The 26,695-nt window shown below is 36.8% G+C and carries 21 protein-coding genes and 1 pseudogene; 3 read left to right on the plus strand and 19 right to left on the minus strand.

Annotated elements, in window-relative coordinates; all coding sequences use genetic code 11:
* Positions 1–121: 121 nt before the first annotated feature.
* The 18 genes from OTK00_RS08350 to OTK00_RS08435 form a co-directional block, all read right to left on the minus strand.
* On the minus strand, positions 122–5,326 hold the full coding sequence (locus tag OTK00_RS08350; protein WP_045169841.1) for an endo-1,4-beta-xylanase: 5,205 nt from the start codon (positions 5,324–5,326) through the stop codon (positions 122–124).
* A gap of 45 nt (positions 5,327–5,371) precedes the next feature.
* A complete protein-coding gene (locus tag OTK00_RS08355; protein ID WP_045169842.1) occupies positions 5,372–7,492 on the minus strand; it encodes a hypothetical protein in 2,121 nt (706 codons plus the stop codon).
* Between the two features lie 5 nt (positions 7,493–7,497).
* Positions 7,498–8,283 (minus strand): type II secretion system protein, encoded by a 786-nt coding sequence (locus OTK00_RS08360; RefSeq protein WP_157841029.1) that lies wholly within the window; start codon positions 8,281–8,283, stop codon positions 7,498–7,500.
* Positions 8,284–8,328: 45 nt separating this feature from the next.
* Entirely contained in the window at positions 8,329–8,970 is a 642-nt protein-coding gene (locus tag OTK00_RS08365; protein WP_045169844.1) for a type II secretion system protein M, read from the minus strand.
* Positions 8,971–9,022: 52 nt separating this feature from the next.
* Positions 9,023–9,556, minus strand: coding sequence for a C2 domain-containing protein (locus OTK00_RS08370; RefSeq protein WP_045169845.1), 534 nt, complete (start codon positions 9,554–9,556; stop codon positions 9,023–9,025).
* Between the two features lie 35 nt (positions 9,557–9,591).
* The gene (gene pilM / locus OTK00_RS08375) at positions 9,592–10,545 is read right to left on the minus strand and encodes a pilus assembly protein PilM (protein ID WP_045169846.1); all 954 of its coding nucleotides are present in this window, start codon (positions 10,543–10,545) and stop codon (positions 9,592–9,594) included.
* A 42-nt stretch (positions 10,546–10,587) separates the two neighbouring features.
* On the minus strand, positions 10,588–11,121 hold the full coding sequence (locus tag OTK00_RS08380) for a PilW family protein (protein ID WP_045169847.1): 534 nt from the start codon (positions 11,119–11,121) through the stop codon (positions 10,588–10,590).
* Positions 11,118–11,669 (minus strand): prepilin-type N-terminal cleavage/methylation domain-containing protein, encoded by a 552-nt coding sequence (locus OTK00_RS08385; protein ID WP_045170211.1) that lies wholly within the window; start codon positions 11,667–11,669, stop codon positions 11,118–11,120. Before OTK00_RS08385 ends, OTK00_RS08380 begins: the two co-directional genes overlap by 4 nt.
* Positions 11,670–11,689: 20 nt before the next feature.
* On the minus strand, positions 11,690–11,983 hold the full coding sequence (locus OTK00_RS08390) for a late competence development ComFB family protein (protein WP_045170212.1): 294 nt from the start codon (positions 11,981–11,983) through the stop codon (positions 11,690–11,692).
* A gap of 10 nt (positions 11,984–11,993) precedes the next feature.
* On the minus strand, positions 11,994–12,779 hold the full coding sequence (locus tag OTK00_RS08395; RefSeq protein WP_045170213.1) for a prepilin peptidase: 786 nt from the start codon (positions 12,777–12,779) through the stop codon (positions 11,994–11,996).
* A gap of 138 nt (positions 12,780–12,917) precedes the next feature.
* Positions 12,918–13,328, minus strand: a complete 411-nt coding sequence (locus tag OTK00_RS08400) for a hypothetical protein (RefSeq protein ID WP_045170214.1) — start codon at positions 13,326–13,328, stop codon at positions 12,918–12,920.
* Positions 13,329–13,406: 78 nt separating this feature from the next.
* Positions 13,407–13,829, minus strand: a complete 423-nt coding sequence (locus OTK00_RS08405) for a type II secretion system protein (protein WP_045169848.1) — start codon at positions 13,827–13,829, stop codon at positions 13,407–13,409.
* A gap of 53 nt (positions 13,830–13,882) precedes the next feature.
* Complete coding sequence (locus OTK00_RS08410) at positions 13,883–15,097, minus strand: type II secretion system F family protein (protein WP_045169849.1); 1,215 nt, start codon at positions 15,095–15,097, stop codon at positions 13,883–13,885.
* 49 nt (positions 15,098–15,146) lie between these two features.
* Positions 15,147–16,205, minus strand: a complete 1,059-nt coding sequence (locus tag OTK00_RS08415; RefSeq protein ID WP_045169850.1) for a type IV pilus twitching motility protein PilT — start codon at positions 16,203–16,205, stop codon at positions 15,147–15,149.
* A 36-nt stretch (positions 16,206–16,241) separates the two neighbouring features.
* Entirely contained in the window at positions 16,242–17,957 is a 1,716-nt protein-coding gene (locus tag OTK00_RS08420; RefSeq protein ID WP_045169851.1) for a GspE/PulE family protein, read from the minus strand.
* Complete coding sequence (locus tag OTK00_RS08425) at positions 17,957–20,992, minus strand: response regulator (RefSeq protein WP_082054641.1); 3,036 nt, start codon at positions 20,990–20,992, stop codon at positions 17,957–17,959. Before OTK00_RS08425 ends, OTK00_RS08420 begins: the two co-directional genes overlap by 1 nt.
* A gap of 20 nt (positions 20,993–21,012) precedes the next feature.
* On the minus strand, positions 21,013–22,035 hold the full coding sequence (locus OTK00_RS08430) for a peptidylprolyl isomerase (protein ID WP_045169852.1): 1,023 nt from the start codon (positions 22,033–22,035) through the stop codon (positions 21,013–21,015).
* A 61-nt stretch (positions 22,036–22,096) separates the two neighbouring features.
* Entirely contained in the window at positions 22,097–22,291 is a 195-nt protein-coding gene (locus OTK00_RS08435) for a DUF2273 domain-containing protein (RefSeq protein WP_045169853.1), read from the minus strand.
* A 440-nt stretch (positions 22,292–22,731) separates the two neighbouring features.
* On the opposite strand from OTK00_RS08435, the pseudogene OTK00_RS08440 reads away from it, so the two are divergent.
* The 3 genes and pseudogenes from OTK00_RS08440 to OTK00_RS12240 form a co-directional block, all read left to right on the plus strand.
* Positions 22,732–22,830: pseudogene (locus tag OTK00_RS08440) on the plus strand (hypothetical protein); the annotation flags it as partial.
* Between the two features lie 3 nt (positions 22,831–22,833).
* Entirely contained in the window at positions 22,834–23,019 is a 186-nt protein-coding gene (locus OTK00_RS08445) for a transposase (protein WP_052670927.1), read from the plus strand.
* Between the two features lie 261 nt (positions 23,020–23,280).
* On the plus strand, positions 23,281–23,364 hold the full coding sequence (locus OTK00_RS12240; RefSeq protein WP_408612658.1) for a hypothetical protein: 84 nt from the start codon (positions 23,281–23,283) through the stop codon (positions 23,362–23,364).
* 175 nt (positions 23,365–23,539) lie between these two features.
* Here the strand turns inward: OTK00_RS12240 and OTK00_RS08455 are convergent, their stop codons facing one another.
* Entirely contained in the window at positions 23,540–26,620 is a 3,081-nt protein-coding gene (locus tag OTK00_RS08455) for an MMPL family transporter (RefSeq protein ID WP_045169854.1), read from the minus strand.
* Between the last annotated feature and the right edge of the window lie 75 nt (positions 26,621–26,695).

Consider the following 26,695-nt stretch of genomic DNA (forward strand, 5'->3'; position numbering starts at 1 on the left):
TTTTTCCCTTTCTCCCCACAATAATATTTATTGTAGAGCCACTTTTTTAAAAAGATAGAGGCTACCAAATCAACTTTGAGTAGCCTCCATCACATTTGCAAAAGAAGTGTTCATCCATTTATTAATTCTTTGGAACAGGCGGTTTTTCTCCGTTCTGGTAATAAATGGTTATATTTATATTCTTCCCATTTGTACCCAGTGGTCTCTTGTGATCAAGCCCAACAAATCTTCCTTTACTATCCTGCCATAAAGCTGGTTTTAAGAAATTATACTTCTGTTCATCCCATGTCGTAAAATCATATCCCACCAATCCTCCAGTATCACCAGAATTTGCATTGTAACACCAGAATGTATGATGAATATGGTTTTCTATAATATAATCTCTCAAATAAGTCATCCACTTTTCATTATCGCCACCATCTAAGTAACCACCCCATTCACCAATGAGCAACGGAGCTATCCCATTATCCATAATATAAGCCCAATTATCCCTCCAGCAATCATTGTAAAGCGTTTCTTTGGTAAATCCAGGATAAAACCAGGGTTGCTGGTAAACCAATGGTCCATAATCATGTGGTGAATAAACCACTTTGTTCTGATACTGTCCAAGGTTTATTGGATACTTTTTAACACCCCGTAAGTTTCCTCCCCACCAGGTAGAATAATAGTCACTTGATGATTTTGAAGTCCACGTAACATCATCTTTTGGATAAGCTTCTATTCCTTCAATTACTATTAACATGTTTGGATTTTTTGCAAGTATTCTCTTCGCACAGGTCTCAGCTGCATATTTCCAGTTGTTAATATCTGTTGAATTGTCCCATTTTGCAAAAACACTATCTTGCCATGGTTTACCATGTGGCTCATTCTTCAAATCAAATGCTACAATTGTATCATCATTTTTATATCTCTCTGTGATCCATTCACATGCTTTATAATAATCTTCTGGCGTTATAGTATCTGTATACCATACCGGATATATATGCCCCATCGCATCAGTTTTTGCACTATGAATATCCAACATAATTTTCAGTCCAACTTCTTTGCATGTTTTTACTACAAAATCAAATACCTCTAAACTTGTCAATCCTTCTAACTCTGGGTTAACATAGTAATTTATATTTGGTTTCGGATAAATTCCTTTCGACCAATTCAAAATCAGCTCTGCTGAAATCGGTACTCTTAGCAAATTAAATCCTCTGTTTGCAATCTCAGCTAATGCATTTTTAAGATTACAACTCCATACACCATCAAACACATTTGTTCCCGTATTAAATCCAAACCAATTAACCCCTGTTAACCATACAGGTTTGCCATCCTTGTCGACTATTTTGTTACCCTGCGCAAATAACCAATCATCATTTGTATCATCTGTGACAGAAGGAGTCGGAGTGGGTGTTGCAGTTGGCGCTGGTGTTATCGTGATAGAAGGTGTAGGTGTTGGCGTTGCTGTTGGTGTAGGAGTGGATGATGAAACCGGTGTGGGAGTAGAAGTTGGTGTCACCGTCACAGTAGGTGTTGGTGTGGGCGTAGGTGTGGTTGTCGGAGTCGGGGTCGGAGTTGCCGTCGGCGTCGGTGCCGGTGTCGGTGTCACTCCACCCGCCGGCTTTGTACCCCTGCTCGGCTCTTTGCCCCTTACTATCGCATCATCTATATACCCTGTTACCTTCTCGTTCTCTATATAGCTCGTCACACTTCTTACCGAATAGTCATTCGACTGATTGTAGCTGCCGCTGCTCTTCTGTATGCTTAGCCTTATCTCCTTCGTGCTCTGACCCGCTGCCAAAACACCTGCTCCACTCTTAAAACCTACCTCTACATAATAGTCCGCTCCGCCGGCATTTGCCCCAAGCTTCACAAACTTCACATCTATATACGCAGGATTTATGCTGCTTGCTACACTTACACTCTGTGTCGCCTCTCCATCTATCGTGTACCAGTATCTTACCTTAACCCTGCTAAGATCTACCGCCGTCGTCCCTACATTCTCTATCTTTATCTTCGGATTCAATACATTCGTCGTGCTGCTCAAATTACCATTCGCATACCATACCTTGATCTGGGCGTTCCTGCTCGGCTCTTTGCCCCATACAAGTACATCATCTATATACCCTGTTACCTTCTCGTTCTCTATATAGCTCGTCACACTTCTTACCGAATAGTCATTCGACTGATTGTAGCTGCCGCTGCTCTTCTGTATGCTTAGCCTTATCTCCTTCGTGCTCTGACCCGCTGCCAAAACACCTGCTCCACTCTTAAAACCTACCTCTACATAATAGTCCGCTCCGCCTGCATTCGCCCTAAGCTTCACAAACTTCACATCTATATACGCAGGATTTATGCTGCTTGCTACACTTACACTCTGTGTCGCCTCTCCATCTATCGTGTACCAGTATCTTACCTTAACCCTGCTAAGATCTACCGCCGTCGTCCCTACATTCTCTATCTTTATCTTCGGATTCAATACATTCGTCGTGCTGCTCAAATTACCATTCGCATACCATACCTTCAGCGCACCGTAACTTTCACTCGGTGTCCAGTAACTCCCACCTGCCGGTGATGCCGTCGGTGCCGGTGTTGGCATTACACTCACTGTCGGTGTCGGGGTCGCTGTCGGTGTAGGTGTAGGTGTTGGGGTTGGTGTTGATGTTACTGTCGGCGTTGGCGTTGGTGTTGCTGTGCTTGTCGGTGCAGGTGTCGCTCCTCCCGGCTCCTGCCCCCATACCAGAACTCCATCTACATACAGCGTTACCTTCGTATTTTCTCCATAATTCGTCATGCTCTGCATCCATGACCAGTCGTCTGCCTGGTTGTAATTGCTCCAGTCATTCTTGTTAAACCTTACCTGTATATCCCCTGTGTCCTTCCCAGGCTGCAGCTGCCCAGCTCCACTGCTAAACCCTACCTCCAAGTAATAATCCGCTCCACTCACAGCGCTGCTCAGCTTCACAAAGTTGAATGTCACATTGCTTGCTCCTATCTGTGCCCAGTCACATACCGCACTCTGCGGCTTGTCACCATCCACCGTGTACCAGTATCTTATCTTAACCCTGCTAAGATCAACACTGCTGCTGCCTCCATTCACTATCTTAAACCATGGCCTTATTGATGCCGCACTCGCACTCGTCTCATTGTTCTTGTACAGTACCTTAAATCCACTTCCCGTACCAGGTGCACCCGTCGGTGTCGGGGTTGGCGTTGGAGTTACACTTACTGTTGGTGTCGGGGTCGCGGTTGGCGTTGGTGTGGATGTTGGTGTAGGTACTTGAATAGCTGGCGGCGCTGGCAATGTTGAGTTGACCGGCACCACAGTTGGCTCAATCAGGCTCCAAAAGGCATATTTTGATTTATAGTTTTCATCAAATAACAACGGGTAATCACTTTTTCCAAAGTTTTGACTCAGCCATGAGTAATCATCCTTTAGTCCCCAGAATGTTACATTAGTTATTACATTGTACTTTTTAAATAAATCGAATAACTCCTTATATCTCATTGCCTGTTTTATCAGGAGATCTCTTGGTGGCGTTGAATAACTGGTACTCGAACCCCACTGATAAAAACTCATATCAAGCTCTGTAATGTGTATCTCCAATCCAGGTATAGAGCTGAACAATTTTATGGTGTTCTCTATCTCGCTAATCGAGGGCCAATCAAGATTTATATGACACTGCAATCCTATTCCATGAATTGGAACACCTTTTTCCTTGAGACTCTTAATCATGTTGTAAATAAACTGTCTCTTCTGACTGTTTTCTGTGTTGTAATCGTTGTAAAACAATTTTGCGTCTGGATCGGCTTCATGTGCCCATATAAAAGCCTTTTCAATATATTCGGGACCACAAATGTTGTACCAGTTAGATCTCCTGAATCCATTACCTTGACTTTCATCTATTGCTTCATTTACCACATCCCATGCATAAACCTTCCCTTTATATCTTCCCACTACCGTATAAATATACTGCTTTAATCTGCTTAGCAATGCATCCTTGCTCAAGGTATTTCCATTTGCATCCTTGAAAAACCAGTCGGGTGTTTGCTCATGCCAAACCAGTGTATGACCTCTGATGGCAATGTTGTTACTTGTTGCAAAATTTACAAATTCATCTGCTTTACTAAAGTTATAATTATTTTCACTGATAAGTAACTCTGATGGTTTCATTTCATTCCCTGCAGTAATACTATTGAAATGCTTCAAAACCATCTTCTTCTCTGTATCAGAAGCAATGCTTTTGTAAGATAAAGCTACCCCTACTTTGAAATAATCTTTATACTTTTCTATCAAAGATGGTATCTCCCATTCAGGTTCAGCCAGCTTGGATAAATCATAAATCTTTAAATCATCAACCCAGAAAGCCAAATTTGCATTTTGTGCCTCAACATAAAGTAATAACTCGCTAACTGTAACACCAGCAGGAATTGAGTAGCTTCCACTCAGCTCAACCCACGTATTACTCGGTACATCCCTGTTATATATCAGATTTTCATAGCTTGTTGAAGGATCTGTAGCAAATCTCCTTTGCATAGTTAATGACATTTTTTGAGTTGAACCACTGTTCTGATAAACCCAAACACTTATTTTATATACTTTACCCTGTTCCAAAATTGTATCCACCGGAATCTGTGCACCATGCCAATTTGACGTTCTCCCACTGACGTACAAACTATACTTGCCATTATATGCCACAACGCTATCTGGTTTTACTGTAACACCGCTTCCCCTTGCCTGCCATCCTTCGGTGGTACCACTTTCAAATCCACTTGAAAATGTCACCGCATTTGATAGGTAACTATTATCATCCATTATTTGGATATAGTCAACATTATAATCTACTCCACTTTCTACAATTGTGTGTACTACAATTAACAAATTCCTGACATTGCTAATATTTGGAGTCCATTTACCAACAATTTTCTTCCAATAATTTGGAATAGCCACAACCTCACCTATAAGAGTACTCTTAACCCCACTTCCATCGTCATAAACCGCTGAGATACCAAATGCAACCGGCTTCTGGTAGCTATGTTTTACATACGCTGAAACTACCCATGTGGTTCCATTGTTCATAATGTTTTTAACATCAACTGCAACTCCATCCCATATTGAACTTCTATTTGACACCCTGATACTGCTTTTACCATTATATGCATTGCTCATGTCAACTGCAATGTTTGATTTTCCATATGCAAAGAAAGATAGAGTATCAGTGCCTTCAAAATCCACAGTATATGCTGCTGCTTTTGCTTCTTGATGAAATATCAAAGTACCTACAAGCGTGTTTATTAAGAAAAACAATAAAGAAAGAATTGAAATTACCCTCTTCTTCATCTTACTCACTCCCCTTTTTGACTACTATTTCTAAATATTAACCTTTTACTCTATACTCATTCTTCGATTTATTATTTGGAAATTATTTGTGGTACCCGTGGTTATATTTGCTGTGGGCACAGGAGTTGGTGTTGGAACAATGGGCAAATTCAAATCATTGGTAATTTCATTTATGGTTTGCTCGCTCGGTCTGTCCCATATGATTTTTAGATTACCAGTGCTATTGACATTGAATCCTGTATCTTCAGCAAGTGAAATAAAAACACCATTTCTAATTATATTTCCAGAAGGACTCATATCAATACCCTGTGTTGTCATAAGTACGAGACTGTCACCACTTTGCAACGGAGGTATGCGACTTGAGTCGTAAAAATCGTTGTCATTGATTTGAGCAGTTGCATACCACTTGTATTCAGCAGGTGGCCCAGCAACAACCTGCTCTGCATGAAATTTACTCCAATCTCCACCAACTATGTTTCTAATCTCATCTTTTTTGCTTAATATCGAATCCTGCCAGAATGTAAGTATTGAGCGAACATCATCAACAATTGCCGGAGCCGATAGAGATGTGTATGAGTAAGACAAACCCGAATCATTCTGAAATTTGCTGCGAATGGAAGATGGAAAACTGCTCAGAGCTGGTAAAATACTTCTGTATTTGATTCTATCACTGGTGGGCACATCAAGTGTGTTCAGTAAACCGCTGTTAAAATTCATTGACAAAGATTGGCCGGTAAATACTCCCAGTGTTACATAATTGTTACCTGTCATGTTAAGGTTTTCAGAATAAAACTCACCACTTGCCACTGTGGTATTTCCACTTCTATAGCCTCCGAAGAAAGATCTATTCGCAGCACTGCTACCACTGCCACCCCAGGTTATATTTTTAGCATACAGCTTTGCGCCATTTTCTATATACAGATTTACATTCTGATTTTGCGCCGTTAGATTCTGGCAATATAGCTCTGCTCCAGGGCCCAAAATTACAGTCGCACCGTCTGAAATTGTCAGGTTATCAATACACCCTTTAGAATCAATTCTGATTTGAGTACCAGCTCCACTTACCTGAACTTTTTTGGCATATATCTCCTTTACAGTCATTTTTGAACCAGCATCCCATATAATGCCTTCGTTTTGGTCATCAACAGCAAGAATATTGGCATCAAGTGTTATGCCACCGCTGTTTGCTCTAAAGTTACCTTTGGTATAAAATATACCCGAAGCTTTGACGGTGGATGGCGATGACTGGTTTGTATTGAAAATAGTGTTGCCAAGCACAATTATGTTTGTTACATCAAGATAACAGGCTTCTCCAACAGTCAAGTCCTTTGCCGTGCCAATATTGCCACCCACAACAGTTAAATGTTTGTTCGCATTTATATTCCCATAGGAGAACATTGCATAGTCAAAAATATCAAATGGATTTGGAGTGGATACCGGAGTTGTTGTATTGACTGTTGCAAGATTTACAAAGTTGGTTGGATCTATTTCGGGAATTTTGAATTCTACTCTTTCCACTCTTTTTGTATTTTTGCCTTTTTCCCTTGCTATTGTGCGTAAAATAAACATGTTACTGGATGAATCATAGTCTATTTTTATGTCTTCAAGTGAAAAATCTGATAAACGACTCTCAAAATCCGCTTTGAGGTAATCTTTGAGCTGAGAAAAGCTGCTTACAATGATTCCGCTGTTATCAACATTAAAACTGACACCCGTCCCATTTGAAAATCCAAGAAATTCTAACAACTTCTTTGTCACATACTTTGTCATACCCTGCTTTATTCTTTCCTTTGCCTGATCATATGTGATGGAAGGCGGCGAACCATACAAAGCAGTTCTGATTGTCTTTGGTTCATACATTACATCGGATGGTGATAGCTCGCCAATATTAGCTGAAATTACCATATTATCATCGAAATAGTACTTTAAAACCGATCTTTTAATCTCTTCCAGCAATTGATTTAGATAAAACAATGTCTTTTCGGTTCCACTTTGAGAGGCATAAGCAGTTGTTGTTTTTTGAAATATCGAAACACTTCTGTTAAGCGAAGCCACAACTGCTGACATGCTTCCCAGCACCATGACAAACAAAATGCTTATAAGAATTATTACTATAATAAGAGCTGAACCTCGATTAACAAAAAGCTTATTATTTCTTCTTTTCATTTTGTTCACCTCCTCACCATAAATTTATACCTCTTCAAAACAACACCTCTCTTTGAGTCTTTAATCTCCAGTGACACCTCTACAAGCTGATTGAAATAGGATGATGTGCTTGTGTCGAAAAACTCCACCCTGTCACTAATTGTAACAGGTTTTAAATAATGAAAATTATTGAACTCCCCCCAGTTTATTAATAATAGAGGATATCGACTTGTGCTGTTTTGTCTAAAAATACCATCCACGTTAACATCGAAACTGTTTGCAAGTTTGTTTTCAAGCCACAGGATATTAAAGCTCGGAAAATCAATTGAGCAAACCTGAAAGACACCCGCAAAGCTAAACTTATATTCAGCTCTGTTTGAACCTTCATCGTAGTACACATCTAAATTTACAGGAGATGATACCACTGTTATGCCTGCGGGCTGATAAACAATATTTCCACCGCTGTACACCTTTTTGTATACAGTAAGTGAGTTCTGACTGTCACCTTCAACAATAATGTCATAATTCGATTTTGTTATATTGCATGAATAATTAACCTCATATACATTGTTATCAAAATCATAGCCAATTGAGCCATTTGATGGATAAGCACTGGTTCTTACCTGTTCGTAAATTTTCTCCACCGCATCATTCAAAATTTGATTTACATCCATTTCAACTTTTGCCTTTGATGTAACTTTTACAGACTGATTGATAGAAAATCCGATTGGAATAATAAACAGGGCAAACAAAGCAACAGCAACAATTATCTCAACCAGAGAAAAACCTTTGAGTCTCATCACATCTATCACCTTACAATCTTATCTCTTTTTCAAACCCCAAAGACACTGATAAGCCTAATTAAACAAATTGCTTTTGCCGCTTTTAATCCCTTTGCTAAACGGAAACCAGCTTCGTGGCAAACTCTGAGGGTCGGTAAAACCATAGAATTTTATGCGGACATTGGCTGTAAGTTTACCTGAAGTCTTGTTAATAGAAAATGCCTCCACTGTAAACAAAGGTTTGAACTTCTGCTGTTCATCCAAAAGCTGTTTTATCTTATCATATGTTACCTCTTCCCAGGTCTGCCTTGTTAGATAAAAATATGGATAATATTCTTCACCCAGCTCTTCTTTTTTTGCACTCTCCAAATCGATTTTCTGTCTTGGATCAAAGATATATGACTTTGTGTCTACTTTTATCCTTTGAAGAAGGTACTGAAGATCCATCACACAAAATTTCTCATCCTGGTTGGGTGGTATGACATCCTTCAACTTGTTATACTCAACCCTGGCTTTTTCAATCTCCTTCTTTTTTGAATTGTACTGTGCTATTACCATATTCAAACGATCCAATTCATTGCTGAGTAGTTCATATTCCTGTTTTTTTGCAGCAATTTTCTCTGAAAAGTTTGTATAAATAAAATAGTAAAATACAAACCCCAGTAGAAGAACTGCCAGAAGGGATAGCAACCATTTCTCTCTATTTGAAAGTCTCATAATACACCACCTTTTCCTCATTTATTATTGCTGATAATCCATTCACTTGATTTTATTTTGCAATTTCAGCCATTACGACAGCATTCAAAGTCCCTTCATTTTCGCTTGCACCGTTAAATGTTATATTCGTAAAGTGTGAATCATTTTGAACATTGTAAACAAACTGAACAACACTTTCCAACTTTTTGGCTGCAAGATTGCATGTCATTTTTCCATCCTCAATCTGCAGAGATTCCATGGAAACATCCACAGGCAGAAGTTTTTCAACAGTCAACAAGACATCTTTTAGCTTCCTGTTTTCTGCAAATTTTTCGTCTATAAATGCCTTTTTAATCTCAAAAAGTTTTACAATAAACATCTCCCTTTTGATTTTATCAACTGTGATTCTTTTGGTTTGAACTTCGGTTTTGAGTGTATCCACTTTTATGCTATACGTAATTGACTGTGTGATCAGTATCGCACTGAAAATCAAAAAAAACGCAAAAGCACCAATTAGAAATAATAAATGCCCTATTCCTCCGCTGTCATCTTTCTGAAATTGTTTGTAATATGCTTCCAGTAAATTTATATCCTTTACCGGTGGCATTGCATCATTCACCTCCTCTTTCACTCACAAAATTATTACACAATTCCACTGATCCCGGCAATATATGTAAGTATTTCTCCACGCTGAATTTTAGAGGATTTTACACATTTTAGCTCTCCCAGCAATTCCACCTCAATGTTCAGCCTTTTTTGGATAATATAACTTACATCTATGTGCTGACAAACTTCACCCGTCAGGTATAACTTGTTTACCTCTCTAATAGACTCCTCGCGTGTTCGCAGAAAGTCATAGAATTTCAATATACTTTCAGCAATCGTATCTTCTATTACACTGAACTCATACTCATTTCCTTCCTTTTCTGAAAACATTTCTTCAAGCTGAATTATGGGGAACAGCTTTGTTATCAAAAGCTTCCCTTCTGATGCAACAGATATACTAACCCCATTTCTGCTTATATTTGCCACCAGAAACGGCGCTGTTTGATCATCACCGCGAATATTTTTCTCCAGTTTCAAGAGATTAACAACCGAGTTTGGCTCAATATCTATTTTGCCAATTTTAATTCCAGCATTTCTGAAAGCATTTATCAACCCCTCAATAATCTGTCGCTGAACGCCCACCATGAGAACTTTTTGTTTTTTTGTATTCCCTTCAGATACAACTTTAAGCTGTTTATAGTCCAAAACATAGTTATTTAAATTTATTGGGAAGTATTGCTTTGCCTCGTTTCTGATAAGGCTGTACATTTGGTTTTCCTTTACAATTGGAACTTCTATTTCTCGAATTAAAATATTGGAAATACCACATAGCACAACTCTGACATTGTTTTTTGGAAATTCTTTACCCTTGAAAATTTCTCTCAGCTGGATTTGCAAGAAAACATCGTCAACTTTTGTGTCTTCTTTTATAACAGGGTCATTAAAATTTTTTTCATGCCACTTAACTGGATAAATGTAATCTCCCTTTATACTCCCAACAACCACTCTCACGTAGTTTTTTCCAACTTCAACAACAACTTTATCGCTCATTTCATTCACCTCAATAAACAAACTTTGAAAATAAAAGCTGTTTTATTCAGTTCTTAAAACATGCGATACTTTATATTTGCGCTTAATATCCATCGAAGCACGTCTTGTTACAAAAACTTCATATTCTACTTCAACCTTTTTTATAGTTCCAAAAGCAATCATTCTACTATCAAAAAACGTAACCCTGCCGGTTAAAATCTGGTAGGGGCTGCTACCGGTTTTTTCTATTACGACTGACTTGCTTGCACTTACCCATGTAACTTTTACATGATACGTTCCAGCAACAGCTCCGGATGCAGCAGGTTGAGCTTCATATACATCCATTTCAACAATTTTATCCCCTGCTGATGAAACAGAAACATTTATACTTCTTTGATCTGCCATCTCAAACCATTGCCTCAGAGAGTCGCTGAGTCGCTTTGCCTCACCTTCAATCCTGGCTGTGTTGTAGGTTTCAACTGAGATTTTATAGTTCTGGATAAAAAAAGAATACAGAGCAGCTAAAATTATACCCAGTATTGCAACACCTATTATCATTTCAACCAGAGTAAGACCTCTTAATCTTGCTTTTATCATTTAACTTCTACGCTCCCCGGTGGTGAGGTCTTTATTAAAACCGTCTTTCTATACCGCCCACCACCAAAATTTTTTATATTAACCACCAGTTCCTTTGCAGATGTAAAGTACACACTCTGCCCGGCAGGTGAACCAGTAAATCTCCACAAATTGCCATCATTGCCATAGCATATATATGTCCAAACAGGACCTGAACCGGTGACAATCAGATCATTTGGTGTAACAATCTCCACTCTGCTGCTTTTTAGTTCGTCCAAAACTACTTCTGAACCGCCCTGCCGTTTTACAAGCTGAATCTGAAAATAATAATTTCCACTTGAATCAGGAACAATATAGTTGTTAATCTTTATGTAGTAGGTTGTATAGTTCATCTCTTTGTCTTCTAAATCATACAACTTCTGAAACATATCGGCAATTTGATTTGCCGCACTCTGCACCTCAGCCCTGTTTTTCCCGGATAAATAATTCGGTATTGCAATGCTCAGAATTATTGCCAGAATAGCAAGAACAATTACCATCTCAACAAGGGAAAAACCCTTCCTTTTCATGTTATACATACCCTCTTTAATCATTTATCTCTGAACTCTTTATCATGCTTCTGATTGTTCTTTACTATAAACATAGCAGCCGCCAAAGCTGCTATAACGTCAACTCTAAACTGAGATTCCATACTCTTTAACATTGAGTAAATCTTACCTTCCTCTGTAACATAATACCTTGGGGGAAGCCTGTTGAGTGCCAGTGCTATTACATCGGCTCTGCACTTTTCACATGTACAAACCGCATCTTTAAAGTCCTCAATAACAACATCATAGTACTTTTCAACTATTTCCTCCATTGCATTCTTAACCTTATACTTCATCATGTATTACCTACCCTATCATGTATGTTTTATATAGCTCTAAAATCCTTTCACCAAAAACCATGGTTAAATAAATTCCAAGTGAAATGAAAGGTCCAAAGGGAATTGCTTTTTTTACCGAATCCTTACCTTCCAATTTGTGAGTCGCCGCTATATAAATTATCCCGTATATCGCAGCGCTTATAAAAGACAGCATATTGCATAAAATTGCTTTGCCAAAACTAAAACCAAAACCGCCTGCCAGCAGCAGTAGCACATCACCCAGCCCCATTGCTCTTTCACGTGTTATAAAATATATCATAAAAACAAGCAACGCAGAATAAACCGAGCCCATAAATAAACCCATTATCTGCAATGCACCGGGCTGTTTGAGCCTCAATACTTCAAACACAGCTTTCAAAACAAGAAGAAAAATTATGCTCAATGTGGATATTTCAAAGGTATTAAAATCAACAGCACCGATGTATATCAAAAGGCAACCTATGATAAAAAACAAAACAGCAAGCAATATGCTTTGAAAAAAATAAAAGTTAAACGCCATAATAGCATTTAAGCCTGTCAAAAGTTCCACCAGAGGATACTGTATACTGATTTTCTCCCTGCAGCCACGACATCTGCCTTTTTGGATCAAATAGCTCAAAACAGGAATAAGCTCAAACCAACCCAGTCTTTTTCCGCACCTCGGACATCTGCTTCCTGGTGCTATTATGGATTCCCCTCTGGGAAGTCTGTAAATACAAACATTCAAAAAACTGCCAATCACAAGCCCCATGACAAATGCAAAAATCCCAAACATTCCAAAACCTCTCAAAATCCATTTCCCCTGACTTTTTCTTTTTTCAAAATATTTTTATAAAATCAAGGGGCACCTTTTACACCAACCCTCATCACGCAATCATTTCATAAAAACCTCACCATGCTACCCACTGTTGCATTATTTGTATCTAGCATAATCCGGTGTTGGATAGAGCATAACTTCTGTGTTTCCATCACTGGTCTTTGTATAAATCTCTATCTTCTCATCAGAAGGGGTAAATTTCAAATAATAATCTTGGTTGGAAAGTCTTGTTTTGAAAGAGAAATTATCACCAAGATATTTTTTTACAACATCTTGGGCACTCTCAGCACTACCACCACCTGGTGGTGTAAGGTTCACACTTGCCAAAGCAGTTGCATTGGAAGTTGACGGAATAACATAGCCATCGGCTATTGCCTGCAACAGAGCAGTTGCAATCTGCTTTGCACTTGATGCATCTGATGTTGCTCTTGCCCTGTTAATCTGCTTCATGACCTGCGGAACAATTATTGCAATCAATATTGCAATAATAGCCATAACAATAACCATTTCAATCAATGTAAAACCTCTGTTTTTTCCTGTTAATCTGCTTAACAAGATAAGCCATCATATTAAATCACCCTCCCTTTATTTATAGCTTTTATCAAAGTTGGGATAAAGCTCCCAAAAGTTTGTGCCATCTCCGGCATAAACCTTTAAAACACTGTCAAACCGGTAATAAAAACTGTAATTCCTGTTTAGGGTTGGCTTTGGGGTACCCCCTGAAATATAGTCACTCAGTTTTATAAAGTGATTTGCATCCAGATTTATCACATCCCCAGTTATTTCATGAAAATTGTTATCTAAAATTATATCTGAAAGCAAAGTGTTTTGTTCAATCTCCCACAGATAGAACGACTGTGCTATTTCTTTTGCCGCCTTGACATCTGCCACAACCTTAGCCCGGTTTAAACTTTTCATAACCTGCGGAAACACAATTGCTCCAAGCACAGCCACAATAACCATAACAACCACAAGCTCAATAAGCGTAAAACCTTTTTCAGGCTTCATAATACTCTTTGCTCACTTCCTTGAATCCAAAATTTTCCTGCACTTTATCCCCATTACTGCACACCTATGCTTCCGTACATCTTGAACATCGGCAGGTAAATTGATACCATCAAGAATCCTATCATTACAGCTAACAGTACAATCATCAATGGCTCAAAAATTGTGGTAAGCCTTGTTACCTGATTCTCCACCTCATTTTCAAAGTAATCAGCAGCTTTTGTTAGCATTAGCTCAACATTGCCACTTTCCTCACCTGTTCTTATCATAATCTCAAGCAGTCGGGGAAATACAGGAACCTGACTGATGGGGTCACTCAGCCCCTGCCCGCTTTCTACCATTTCAATTATCTTCTCAAATTCCTTTTCAATGTATTTATTCGTCAAAACATTCCTTGTAGTCTCCAGAGCTATTACAAGGCTCACACCGGCAGAAAGCATGGTCCCCAGAGTTCTTGCAAATCTGACAACTATCTGCCCCAGAATCACATTCCCTACCAGTGGAATTTTTAATTTGAACCTGTCAATATAATATCCTCCCTTTTCGCTGGCTTTTGCAAAATAGTAGGCAAAAATCAGAGCTAAAACTACCAGAACTATTATTATCAAGTTTGAAGTTAAAAATTCACTGACTCCTATCAACAGTCTGGTTGGTGCTGGAAGGTCAACATTCAGCTCCTTAAATATCTTAACAAATGTAGGTATAACAATCAGCAACATCAAAACTGCAACCGCTAAACCTATCAATATGACAAGCACGGGGTAAATCAATGCATTGACTATTTTCTGCCTGAGCTTCATTTCCTTTTCAAAGTGGGTTGCCATTCTGTCAAACGCTTCATCAAGAGAACCCGACATCTCACCGGCTGCAATGGTGTTAATAAGAATTGCCGGAAATCTTCCTTTTTTTTCTTCCAGTGCTGCCGATAAAACAGTCCCACCTTTAACCTTCTGACTTATATCTTCGATATCTTTCCCGAGATTTTTTCCTTTGAATTGCTCGGCAACAACCTCCAGAGCTGTCACAAGCGGAATACCCGACATCAGCATTGTGGCCATTTGTCTGCAAAAAATGGATAAATCTTTTAAAGCTATCTTTTTTCTAAATGATGGTGCTATTTCCTTTTGCAAAACTCCTTTTTCTCTTAAATCAACTACATAAAGATTTCTCCTTTTCAGACTTTCAGAAGCGCTTTCAGGAGTATCAGCAATCAATGACCCTTTTATCTCTTTACCCGTCTCATCAAGAGCAGTAAATATGTATTCGGGCATCTTAAACCTTCTCCCCTTTTAAATTTTACTTTGAATGTTTAATCTTACCTCAAGCAGACAATAACTTTTCCATATAGTCGAAATCAGTTGCATGAGCATATGCATCATCTCTTGTAATAAGCCCTCGTTTGTAAAGTTCTATCAAAGACTGTTCCATAGTTATCATACCAACCCGCTGATGTGTTTGAATTATGGACGGTATTTGATAAGTCTTGTTCTCTCTAATAAGATTTCTTATAGCAGGATTACAAATCATTACCTCTGTTGCAACAACTCGACCTTTTCCATCGCGTCTTGTCAAAAGTTGCTGTGAAACAACACCCTGAAGAACAGTAGATAGCTGAACTCTAATCTGCTGCTGTTGATGTGGAGGAAACACGTCAATTATACGATCTATGGTCTTTGCAGCACCAACCGTATGCAGAGTTGAAAACACAACGTGACCGGTCTCAGCAGCTGTTAGCGCAATAGAGATGGTTTCCAGATCTCTCATCTCACCAACCAGGATAACATCTGGATCTTCACGCAGTGCTGCTCTCAGAGCATTAGCAAAGCTTTTTGTATCATTTCCTATTTCCCTCTGATTGATTATACTTTTTTTATGTTTATGCAAATACTCAATAGGATCTTCCAGTGTTATAATATGTAAATCTCTTTCACTATTCATTATATCAATTAACGAAGCCAGAGTTGTTGATTTACCCGAGCCCGTGGGACCTGTTACCAGTACAAGCCCTTTATTTAATTTTGTAAATTCTTTTAAAACAGCAGGAAGACCCAGACTTTCAAAAGCTGGTATATTGGCGGTAATCACTCTGAAAGCTATTGAATATGAACCACGTTGCTTGTAAGCATTTACTCTGAATCTGCTTACCCCTCTTATACTGTAAGAAAAGTCCAGCTCACCCACCTCTTCAAGTTTGCTGAATTGCTCGGGAGTCAGAATCTGTCGCACATATTCCTCAACCATCTCGGCGGTGAGATTATCTTCGTCTTCCATTTTCACAAGTTTGCCGTGTATTCGAAAAACAGGTGGCACCCCCGGTGTAATATGAATGTCAGACGCGTTTTTTAGAAATGCTTCTGTCAGAATCTCATTTATATGCATAACTTGTATAACCTCCTTTTACCTCATAACTCCCTCTTATGATTCTATCGCATAGGTAACTTTTAAAAACTCCTCCACTGAAGTAATCCCCGATAAAACCCTTTCTCTACATGCTTCTTTCAGTGTCTTCATCCCTTCTTTTATGGCCAATTCTTTTATTTCTTCACTGCTCACGTCCTTTTTGTTTATCAGCTTTCTCAATTCCCTCGTTACCAACAATATCTCATATATACCTGTTCGTCCAAAATAACCTTTACCCTCACAAATATGACAGCCATCCTTCTTATATAATTTTACCACATTTTCAGATTCAATATCAAGAAGCATTTTTTCTTCCTCATTTGCTTCATATTCTACCTTGCAGTACGGGCAAAGTTTTCGAACAAGACGCTGAGAAATTACCCCGACCAGTGAAGAGCTGATGAGAAAGTTATCAATCCCCATATCAACCAGGCGTGTAACAGCACTTGCTGCATCATTTGTATGAATGGTGGATAGCACCAAATGCCCTGTAATAGCAGCTCTTATTGCCATATCAGCCGTCTCTTTATCTCGAATCTCACCGATCATAATTATATCCGGGTCCTGCCTCAAAATTGAACGAAGAGCGGCTGCAAACGTAAGACCTGCCTTTACGTTCACTTCAACCTGATTGATGCCTTCAATTGTACTCTCAACAGGGTCCTCAACAGTTATAATGTTTCTTAATCCTGTATTAAGTTCATTCAAAATGGTGTACAAAGTTGTTGACTTACCACTTCCAGTAGGTCCACATACAAGTATAATTCCATGCGGTGCTGCTATTAATTTTTCATACTTTTCCAAATCATCCTTTGTCAAACCCAGTTCAGTTTTGGATTTCACAAAAGCACTTTTATCTATAACTCTCACAACTATCTTTTCCCCAAAAACTGTTGGCAACGAAGAAATTCTCATATCATAAATCCTGTCATAAAGGATATAGGTGGTTCTTCCATCCTGAGGTACCCTTTTCTCAGCAATATCCATGTTTCCAACAACTTTTATTCTCGCAGTTAAAGAAGGTAAAATTGAAATGTCAAGCTTTAAAACATCATATAAAACTCCATCAATTCTATAGCGAACTTTCACATGGTTTTCAAAAGGCTCAATATGAATATCACTTGCTCTTGAAGTTATTGCCTGCTCAAAAATGGAATTTACAAGCCGCACAACAGGCCCCTCTGTGCCGTCCTCTAACCCAAGCTGAAACCTGGGAGTAATTTGAACTCTCCGTCCAGCCGTCTCTCTCTCAGAAGTTTCTTTCTGCAGTTCTTCCACCGCTTTCAATGTTTCCTGCTTTCCATAGTATCTTTCAATAGCTCTTATTATATCCGATGCTCTTGCAATTCTTGGCACTACCCTTCTCCCTGAATAAATTTCAACATCTTCAATAGCGAAAATATTCAAAGGATCTGCCATAGCTACAATTAAATTGTCCTCTTCGTCAAAACCCACCGGAATAAGTGTATGTCTTCTGGCTAACTGCTCTGACACAAAATCTATTGCTTTGGGATCTATTGGATAAATATCCAATTTAATGTGAGGTATCCCCAGTTGAAATTCAAGCAGTTCTACCAGTTCGTCTTCACTTATTATTCCTTTTTCAACCAGAATCTCACCAAGCTTCTTATTGGTCTCTTTTTGCAACTGTAATATTTCTTCCAACTGCTGAGGAGTTATTATTTTTGATTCAACCAGAATATCTCCAATACGTTTTCTTTCCCGTGGCATCAAATACTCTCTCCTTTAACGAAAATATAAATCTCATCTTTTTCTTTCAGTATATCATTTAAGGAAATACCTCTTTTCAAAGCCAAATATAGTTTCCATACTTCTCCAGACAAGTCATTGTCCAGGGCAAAATAATTCAAAATATTGCCATTCAACACAATGGAATCACTTGTTATCATAGCTTCTGTTTTGGGAATATAGAATATTATCAGATTATTCTCTGCAATAATATTTTCCTCTACCTTTTCTACATTCAAATTCCTTAAAACAATTTCCTCTTCATTTATTATAATCTCACATTTTTCAACATCAAATCTAACAATCAGATTGCTTCCTTCCTGAATGATATTTATCTTCGAATACACTTTCTCAATCTCCAAAACAACATCTTCACCAATCATTTCAATTTCTATCTTCCTGACAATGCCTCTTTCAAAGTTATCAGGTAATTTTACTCCATCCCCCAAAACAACTTCACCCAAGTTCAAAACCAAATGACTATCTTTTGTAAAACTTTCCTTCAAGCCAACATTATTAACATTAAAGTTCAAAATTAACTCAAACCTCAATGCTCCCTGGAAAATTTTTATTTCCTGAAGCACAGGACACTTCTCGATGGTAAATTCAACAGAAGAACTGTCTTTTCTGTTCAGGCGAACAATCGTGTTGGCTGTAAATGCAACTCTGTATCCATCTTCTTTAATAATTTGATATTTTCTAATGACATAATTTTTCTCTAAATATGTTATACCCGGTCTTAAATATATGTCTTTCCTTTTTATTTGTAAGTTAACAGTTTGTTCCTCAATGTCATTATTAAGTTCAACTTCCTGCCACTTTAAAGCAGGAACTTTAACACTGACTTTATCTTCATCCTCCTCAATCACTATTTCAACCGGCAACAATCTGAATTCAATTTCAAGACCAGCATCTATCCTTTCAATTTCAAAATCTTCAACTGACGTCTTAACTTTAACATAAGCATTATAATTATCTTCATCAAACAGAATCCATTCGATACAATGATCTGTAAAATCTATGTGTCTACTTTCAATTTTACCCAAAGAAGCTTCTTTAAAAGTTATATTTAATATGCTTTCACTTTTTTCATAATTCCACTCAAAATTTAACTCTCCTTCTCCTTTGATCTTTAAATATGCCTTACCCTCTTTTTCTTCATACTCAAATGAATTAACCTTATTGAGTTTCCTTACAGGAACTATATAAATGTCTGTAGAAGTTTTATCCCTGGATAATTCAACTCTGTATTTACACTTTCCTTTTAAACCAATCTTGCCTTCATAACCTTCTGATATTTTGTTCACTTCTATGTAACTAACTGTTTCACCTTCGATGGTATCTATCATTGGATCTTTTATTAAATTTACAAACCTATTTTTTACTTTAAAATATAACTCGTTTGTTTCTGCTAAAAATTCAACCATCAGCTCATCGGGTTTAATATTTTGAAAAACAACACTTTCCTGGAATATATTAAACAAAATAAACGCTCTGTTTGGTTTCAAGGAAATTAGATTCTTGCCCTTCTGTTTGATAAAGTTAACTTTTTTAATAGGAGTGTAAATAATAATACATGCCTGATTTTTTTCACTATCATAAACAACTTTCAAACTTTCGATTGGTTCTTCATTAAATGTAAATTCTTTGCTCAACAATTCCTCTGAAACCATAAAACCATTCAGAAACACATAAACAATATTTTTGTCCTGTTCCTGTTCAATATCTGCCGAAACATTGGAGGAGTTAGTAATTAATTCAAGCAACGTTTCTTCAGGCGTGTAAAATACATCAATGTCTTTTAGAATTTTAATTTCATTAAATCTTATACCCAGCGAAGTTCTGCCTTCAATTAGCTCATAACTTGCTTCGGTTTTGAGTAAAATATTAACTATGTAGTCATTACCTTTTCTGGAGACTACATACCTGTCTATAATGGGATCTTCTACAATCTCCTCACCTTCCTGAAAGGTTGCTCCACTTGATACTATTTCAACAACATAATTTTTTTCATTAATCTTATTGATTTTTACACTATTGGGCGATACATTGTCAATCATAAGGAATCTCTGAGTCTTGTTGTAGACAACAAGACCCTTGCTTTTTCTGAATATGATAATAAGTCCATCATCCAACTCACGAATGTCAAATTTTCTAACATTAGTCTCTATTGAAATGTATAAATTGCCTTCAACTTCATTTATTTTTACTCTCTCAATGACTCCACTGTTTAATTCATATGTTTCTCTAATTGAAGCCATCTTGTGACAATCTTCTATGGTAACCATAATGCCGTTTCTAATCTTCATTCTTCCTATACTATAATTAACCTCTTTTTTGTTAAAATACAGGTTAACTCTCTCTTCATCATTTATCTGTTCAAACTTAATATCGGTCAAAATGCTGTATTTTGGCGAAGATTCAATCTCAACAGGTGATGTTGAAACATCTTTGTGTTCCGTCTCTTCTATCTCTTCATGTTTTATTTCTTCTTGCGTACCAAATACATCTCTTGGAATATTTAGAATAACACTGCTGCTTTCTTGTTCATTTACCGGTACTGTTTCAATCTTCTGTTCAAGCCCAAAACCATCAAATTGTTGAGAAAGCTGTTGTTGTAAATCTACTTCTTCTTTTTCCTCCGGTATTGTCCCTTTCTTTTTTCTTTCCAAACTTTTCAGCACTTCCTCCACTTTTTCGCGTGAAAATGGCTTAGTAATATAGCCAGCTGCTCCTTCTCTCAACGCCTCCTTAACAATGTCGTGAGTGTTTATAGCTGATATCATAATAACATCTGCAGAAGGATTGATACTCTTGATTTTCCTCAATAATTCAATACCACTCATATCCGGTAGCGTAATGTCCAATGTCACAACGTCCGGTGAAAACTCTTTAAGAATCTTTAATGCTTCACTCCCATTTGATGCTTCCCTAACAAGTTCAATACCCAACTCCTGCAATATTCCCTTCAGCACTTTTCTTATAAACACAGCATCGTCCACCATTAAAATTTTCATAACATTGCCACCCCTCTACCCTATAATTCACTAACTTTTTCTTTAAATACTTTAATTTTAGATGATTCTTTCAAATTTTTTAAAAATAAGTTAAATACTTCATTTTTCTTGTTTTTCAATACAATTGACCTTATTTCATCCTTAACTTCTTCCAGGGGAATTGTCTTAACATCAATTACCTTGACAATATGATATCCCAAATTGGTCTTTATAATGTTGCTAAGCTCACCTTTTGAAAGTTTAAAAACTTCCTCCTCAAAAACACTGCCATAACTCTGCTCCTTCTCACCTCTTCTAAAGTAATCTATTATACCTCCATTTTTCTTTGTGATGGCATCATCAGAATACTTTTTCGCAAGCTCAGAAATATCCGCACCATTTTTAATCTCTTTTATAAGTTTTTCAGCCAGTTTTCTCTTCTCAGCTTCTTCGGACCCGTTTTTTACTTCCAAAAAGATATCATAAATTTTTACTTTTTTGTATGCATTGATATTCTTCATATAATAATCTTTAATCTCACTATCACCTACAGTAACTTTTTGAGTAACAGCACTATAAAGCTTATTAATCAATCTGGTCTTTTCTAAATCTTTTCGAAAACGATTTTCATCTGATCCTATCTTCTTTAAATATTCATTAAAATACTTCAACATCTCAGAATTTGACTTAATATCTGATATGTATTTATCTACTTCTTTCTTTTCCTCACTGCTCAAAGTAATATTTCGTCTCTTTATTTCCTGCAAACATAATGTTTCTTCAATCAAAACATCAAACAATTCATCCTTCAACAGGTCACGATATTTTTTGCCGTTAATAACCTGATCAAGTATATCCTGCCGAGAAGAGAATTGTATCGCATTTTCCTTCAAAGTATTGTATCTTATTTTATACTCATTTTTTCTAATTTGAGTATCATTCACCACCAAAACCACTCTATTATTGTCAATAAAATTCTTAATGTTCTCTCTGAACAAAACCAAAAGTCCACAAATCAAAATCAGAGCCAAAAATACAAATTTAAATATTCTCCCTTTTCTCACAATCTTCTCTCCTTTACATTTTTTAGTTATAAAACAAAACACCTTCTCACCATATTATATCTTACTTAAAAAAATCTTTAAACTTTTCAGCTTTGATATACTTTTTGCCCAAAAAAACACCCACTCCAACCGCCAGCAACAAAATTACAGTTTTAAGAATTCCTATTTCAAAAATCAAAAGAACTATAATCAGCGCTATAACTCCACCAATAATTTTGCCAAAATTTGAATAAAGAAAATCATCAAATTTGTTCATTATTTTACTCCCCCTTCTTGCTCTTGAACAATTGCTACATTAATTCTTCTTGTTTTCATTTTTAACTTTTTACATTATGACCAAGTGCGATTATATTAAATTATAGTGCAATAATATAAAAATTTCAACATTAAATATTAGATCTGCCTCTCTCAATATATCTTGTTTGTTGTAAAATTAAATGCAACAGGGGTCATAAATTATCATTTCTTAAATTAATTCAGCTCAAAATCGAAAAAATTTTTCATATGATAACATTGAAGAATATTTGCAAAGAAGAAAAGATTACAATTTTCCTGACCCACCAGACAGATGTTCTTATCCTGACTGCAGGGGCAGAGTAAAACTAAAAAAGCACGATTTTTACTATCTCACTGAACTTTTAAAATCTAAAGATATCATTCTTCATCAAATGAATGAGAAGAAAGTGAAATAGAACTTTGCATAAGTCAGGGACAAAATCCCATAAATGTAATAAATATAGTAATATTACAACTAAGCTACATGATTATCACAAACAGAAGGTAAAAGACATACCTATAATGGGCAAGAAAACATATTTGATTATAAGAAAGAGAATATATGTCTGCTATGTTTACTGGACTTTAGAAAATTTGAGAAAAATAGTACAAAAGGAATTAGGAAGTAATTTGAGAAAGTATTTTAAGAGGAGCAGGAAATTATTATTGAAGAGTTATGAAGAACTTGAACCTGAGCAAAGAGAATAATTAGAAGTAATGTTTTTCTGCAACCAAGATTTGAAAAAAAGCCCATCAGCTCAAAGAAGAATTTAAGAGAGTGTTAAAGAGCAGTAATTCTGAAGAAGCAAGACTCATATTAAAAAAGTGGATAGAAGAAAAGAAGAAGCGAAGTGGACTTTTATAAATTTATGAGATGTGTAAAGGTTTTTAGAAGCTGGTTTTCGGAAACAGTAAAATGCATTTGATGTTTCATATACAAATAGTACGACAGAGGGTTTTAACAACAAAATAAAGGTACTTAAGAGGAATGGATTTGGATACAGGAACTTTGAAAGATTTAGGAAGAGGATTTTTTACAGTTTTGGTAGATAAGTTGAAAGGTTTGAATATTTAAAAAGCTACTGTATGAGTGGGCGGGTGTGGTATTGGTTTTTTGGATTGGTTTACCTATAATAGGTATGTATAACATTTAATGTATATTTGAAAAAACTAAAAAGGTGGGCATTCAGGATACCCACCTCACTACTTGACAATGAGCCGATCATTTTTATACTATATCCTTTTTTATCCTCATCAAACTATTGAACAAAAGTGGCAGCAGGAAAAATGCAAGCAAAACAAGTCCTATCACAACACACACTGAAACCTGCATGAGCGTTAAAATCCCGGATGGCAGCATTGCCGCAAACGTGCCTGCCAAAATTATTACAGCCGATGTTACAACATGACCGATGTTTGCCGAGGTAAACCTTAGCGCCTCTGAAAGCTCCAAATTCCTGTATTCATAAAATCTTATCAGCAAAAATACGCTGTAGTCTATACCCAGAGCCAAAAACACAACAAAGGTGAAAAATGGCACCGCCCAGTTGAGCGCTTCATATTTAAATATTCCTTTAAAAATCATCTCTGTTATAGAAAGTGCAAGATAGTAATCAATAAAAACTATTGCCACAACCGCTGCCGCATTGAATATTGACTTTGAAATAATGAACATCAAAAGCAAAATGCTAATTATCATTATGAGTCTCAAAGTCCTGAAATCTTTAAAATAGATGCTTTTCAAATCGTGATTGCTTGACGATATTCCGCCAACACCAAATTCAGTGAATTTTGTATCAACAAACTCCAAAGAGTTTTTCAAAACCTTTTCAACACTGTCAACAATATCTATTGCTTTGTTTGTATAAGGATTGGTGTCAAGGATAAGGATAATCTTTGTTATTTTTCTGCTCTTATCCATGTATGAATCCAGTGCTTTTTCAAAATTACTGCTTTCAAGAGCCCCGGGTGGCACATAGAATATATTTGTGTTTTTGTATCCTTCAAAATAATCTTTGAACTTTTGCATGGAATCTGTCATTTTTTCAAGGGCATCAGAAATTTGCAAAAGCCCGGACTTCAAACTTGAAATCCCCGTTTCAAGCTGGTTTACTTTCATTAGTATCTGTTCTTTTTGAGTATCAAACTCTTTCAGTTTTGAATACATCAGCTCAGTGCCTGAAATAACCTCTTTCTGTCCATTATAAATCCTGGTATACCCATCAACAATCTGTCTTTGCGCTGTGGCAAGCTGTTTGGAAGCAGCTGATATAGCATCTATTGAAGAAGAAATAAGCTTTAGCGCTCTGTCGGCTTCGGAAATCTTATTAGAAATATTTTGATATTCAGAAGAAAACTCTTTTACCTTAGATACCAGAACATTGCTCTGGTCTTCTATCCTGCTGATTATTTCCAAAGCCATCAGGTAATTGATATCCTTTGCCAGCTCCGGATACTTACCTGATAGTGCTTTCAAATTTTGACCTGCAGATTTTATGCTTGACACAAGAAGCTCAATTTGACTGATATCAAATCCAGCCATTTTATCCTTCAAAGAATTTATAGATGCAGTGTATTGATTATAGAATTCTTTAAAACCAGAAGACAGCCTGCTACTGCCTTTAGATAGCTCCTCAAGACCTGCATACACTTTTTGCGAGCCATCCAACCCCTTTGCAAAACCATCATTTATCTTTTCAAGTGATACTTTTACAGTATAGATACCATTTTCAAGCTGTGAGATTCCTGAAATTAGCTTTTGCACATCAAATTCCTTTGCGGACATATTCAAATTTCTATTTATCTCTTCAATTGCAGAATTGACTTTTACAAGTCCATCCTTGACACTGTCAATACCTCTAATAACTGTGTCTGCCTGTTTTGATAAAGTGAACTCTTCTATAACCTTACCCTGCGGTCTTGTTACAGAATAAACCTCTTTTATCCCCTCTTGTTTGCTCAAAATTTCAGATATTTTTTCAATGCTTGCCAGAGCATCGGATGTTGCCAGGCTGCGATCTGATTTTAAATAAATTGTCACAGGAAATGTTTTGCCTATGCTGAAGTTTTTAGAAATAATGTTAAATCCTCTTACTGATTTGTACTTTTCTGAAAGCTCATTTAAAGTGTTAAATGACAGATCACCACGCACAGATAACAAAAATGGTATGCAAAGTATTACAACAGTAGTAAGAACCACATAAGGATACTTTGTTGACAGTCTTGCAAAACTTTCCCATAGTTTGCTGTGAGTGTGTTTTATCTCCTTGCTAAAAGGCCACAGAAGATTTTTACCAAAAATTTTTAACACAGCCGGGACCAGAGTCAAAAGCACAAGCAAAAGCACAAGCACACTTATTGCAATTGCTACCATTGCCCTGAAAAAGTTAAAAGATGCCGCTGCAAATGCCGAAAATCCAGCAAATACAGTAAGACAGCTGAATATAACAGTTCTTCCCGCTGTTTTGTAAGTAGTCAATATAGCTTCATCTATGTTTTTGCCGTTTGCAAGTTCCTCTTTGAATCTTGAAATAATCAGGAGATTATAATCAGTTCCTATACCAAAGAGCGAAACAACTATAAAAGTCCTTGTAAAGGTATTGATTGGAAAATTGAACCTATCCGTTAAATGTCCCACCAGGCTCAGAGAAACCAAAAATGAAACGCCTACTGTCAAAAGTGAAACAATCGGAGTCACAGGTGAGCGGAAAACAAGAACCAGAACAATAATTATAAAAACAATTGTGATTATATCAGTCTTTTTGACACCATCCTCAGAAGCCTTTACAAAGTCCTGGGTTATTAAATCTCCACCTGTCAGATATATTTCCAGGTTTTTTGGTTTTTCAACAGAGTCAATATATCTGTAAATATCATCTCTTATTTCAATAATTTCTCTCTTTGTCTTGTTTACCTGAATGCTTACAAGTATAACCTTATTGTTGGGTGATACATAGTAACTTTTAAGTTCTGAATTTTTAAAATGAGTCGAAACATTTCCCACGCTGTATTTCTCTTTTTTAGTATCAAGTTCATCAATTATCTGCCTTGCAACCGAATAATCTTTTGCTGATAAACCATTTCTGTCATAAAATACTATCGCTATTGTTGAAAGCTTTTTATCTTTTGGAACACCCTGATATTCTTTTTCCAGAGCTGCTGCAACTTGAGACGGATAAGTGCTGCCAATCCTGGGCTCACCTTTTAAACGCACCAATTTGTTTATATCGGGCATAGTGATTACAAAGAACAAAGCTATAAAAGCCCAAAGAACAATAGTCACCCAGGGTCTTTTTAAAATTGTCCTCACACACCTCACCTCTTATTCAATATTTACACAGCTTATTTTAACACATCAAATGAACAACAGTCAATGACTATCAGT

This window comes from Caldicellulosiruptor morganii (assembly GCF_026810225.1).
GTDB lineage: Bacteria > Bacillota > Thermoanaerobacteria > Caldicellulosiruptorales > Caldicellulosiruptoraceae > Caldicellulosiruptor > Caldicellulosiruptor morganii.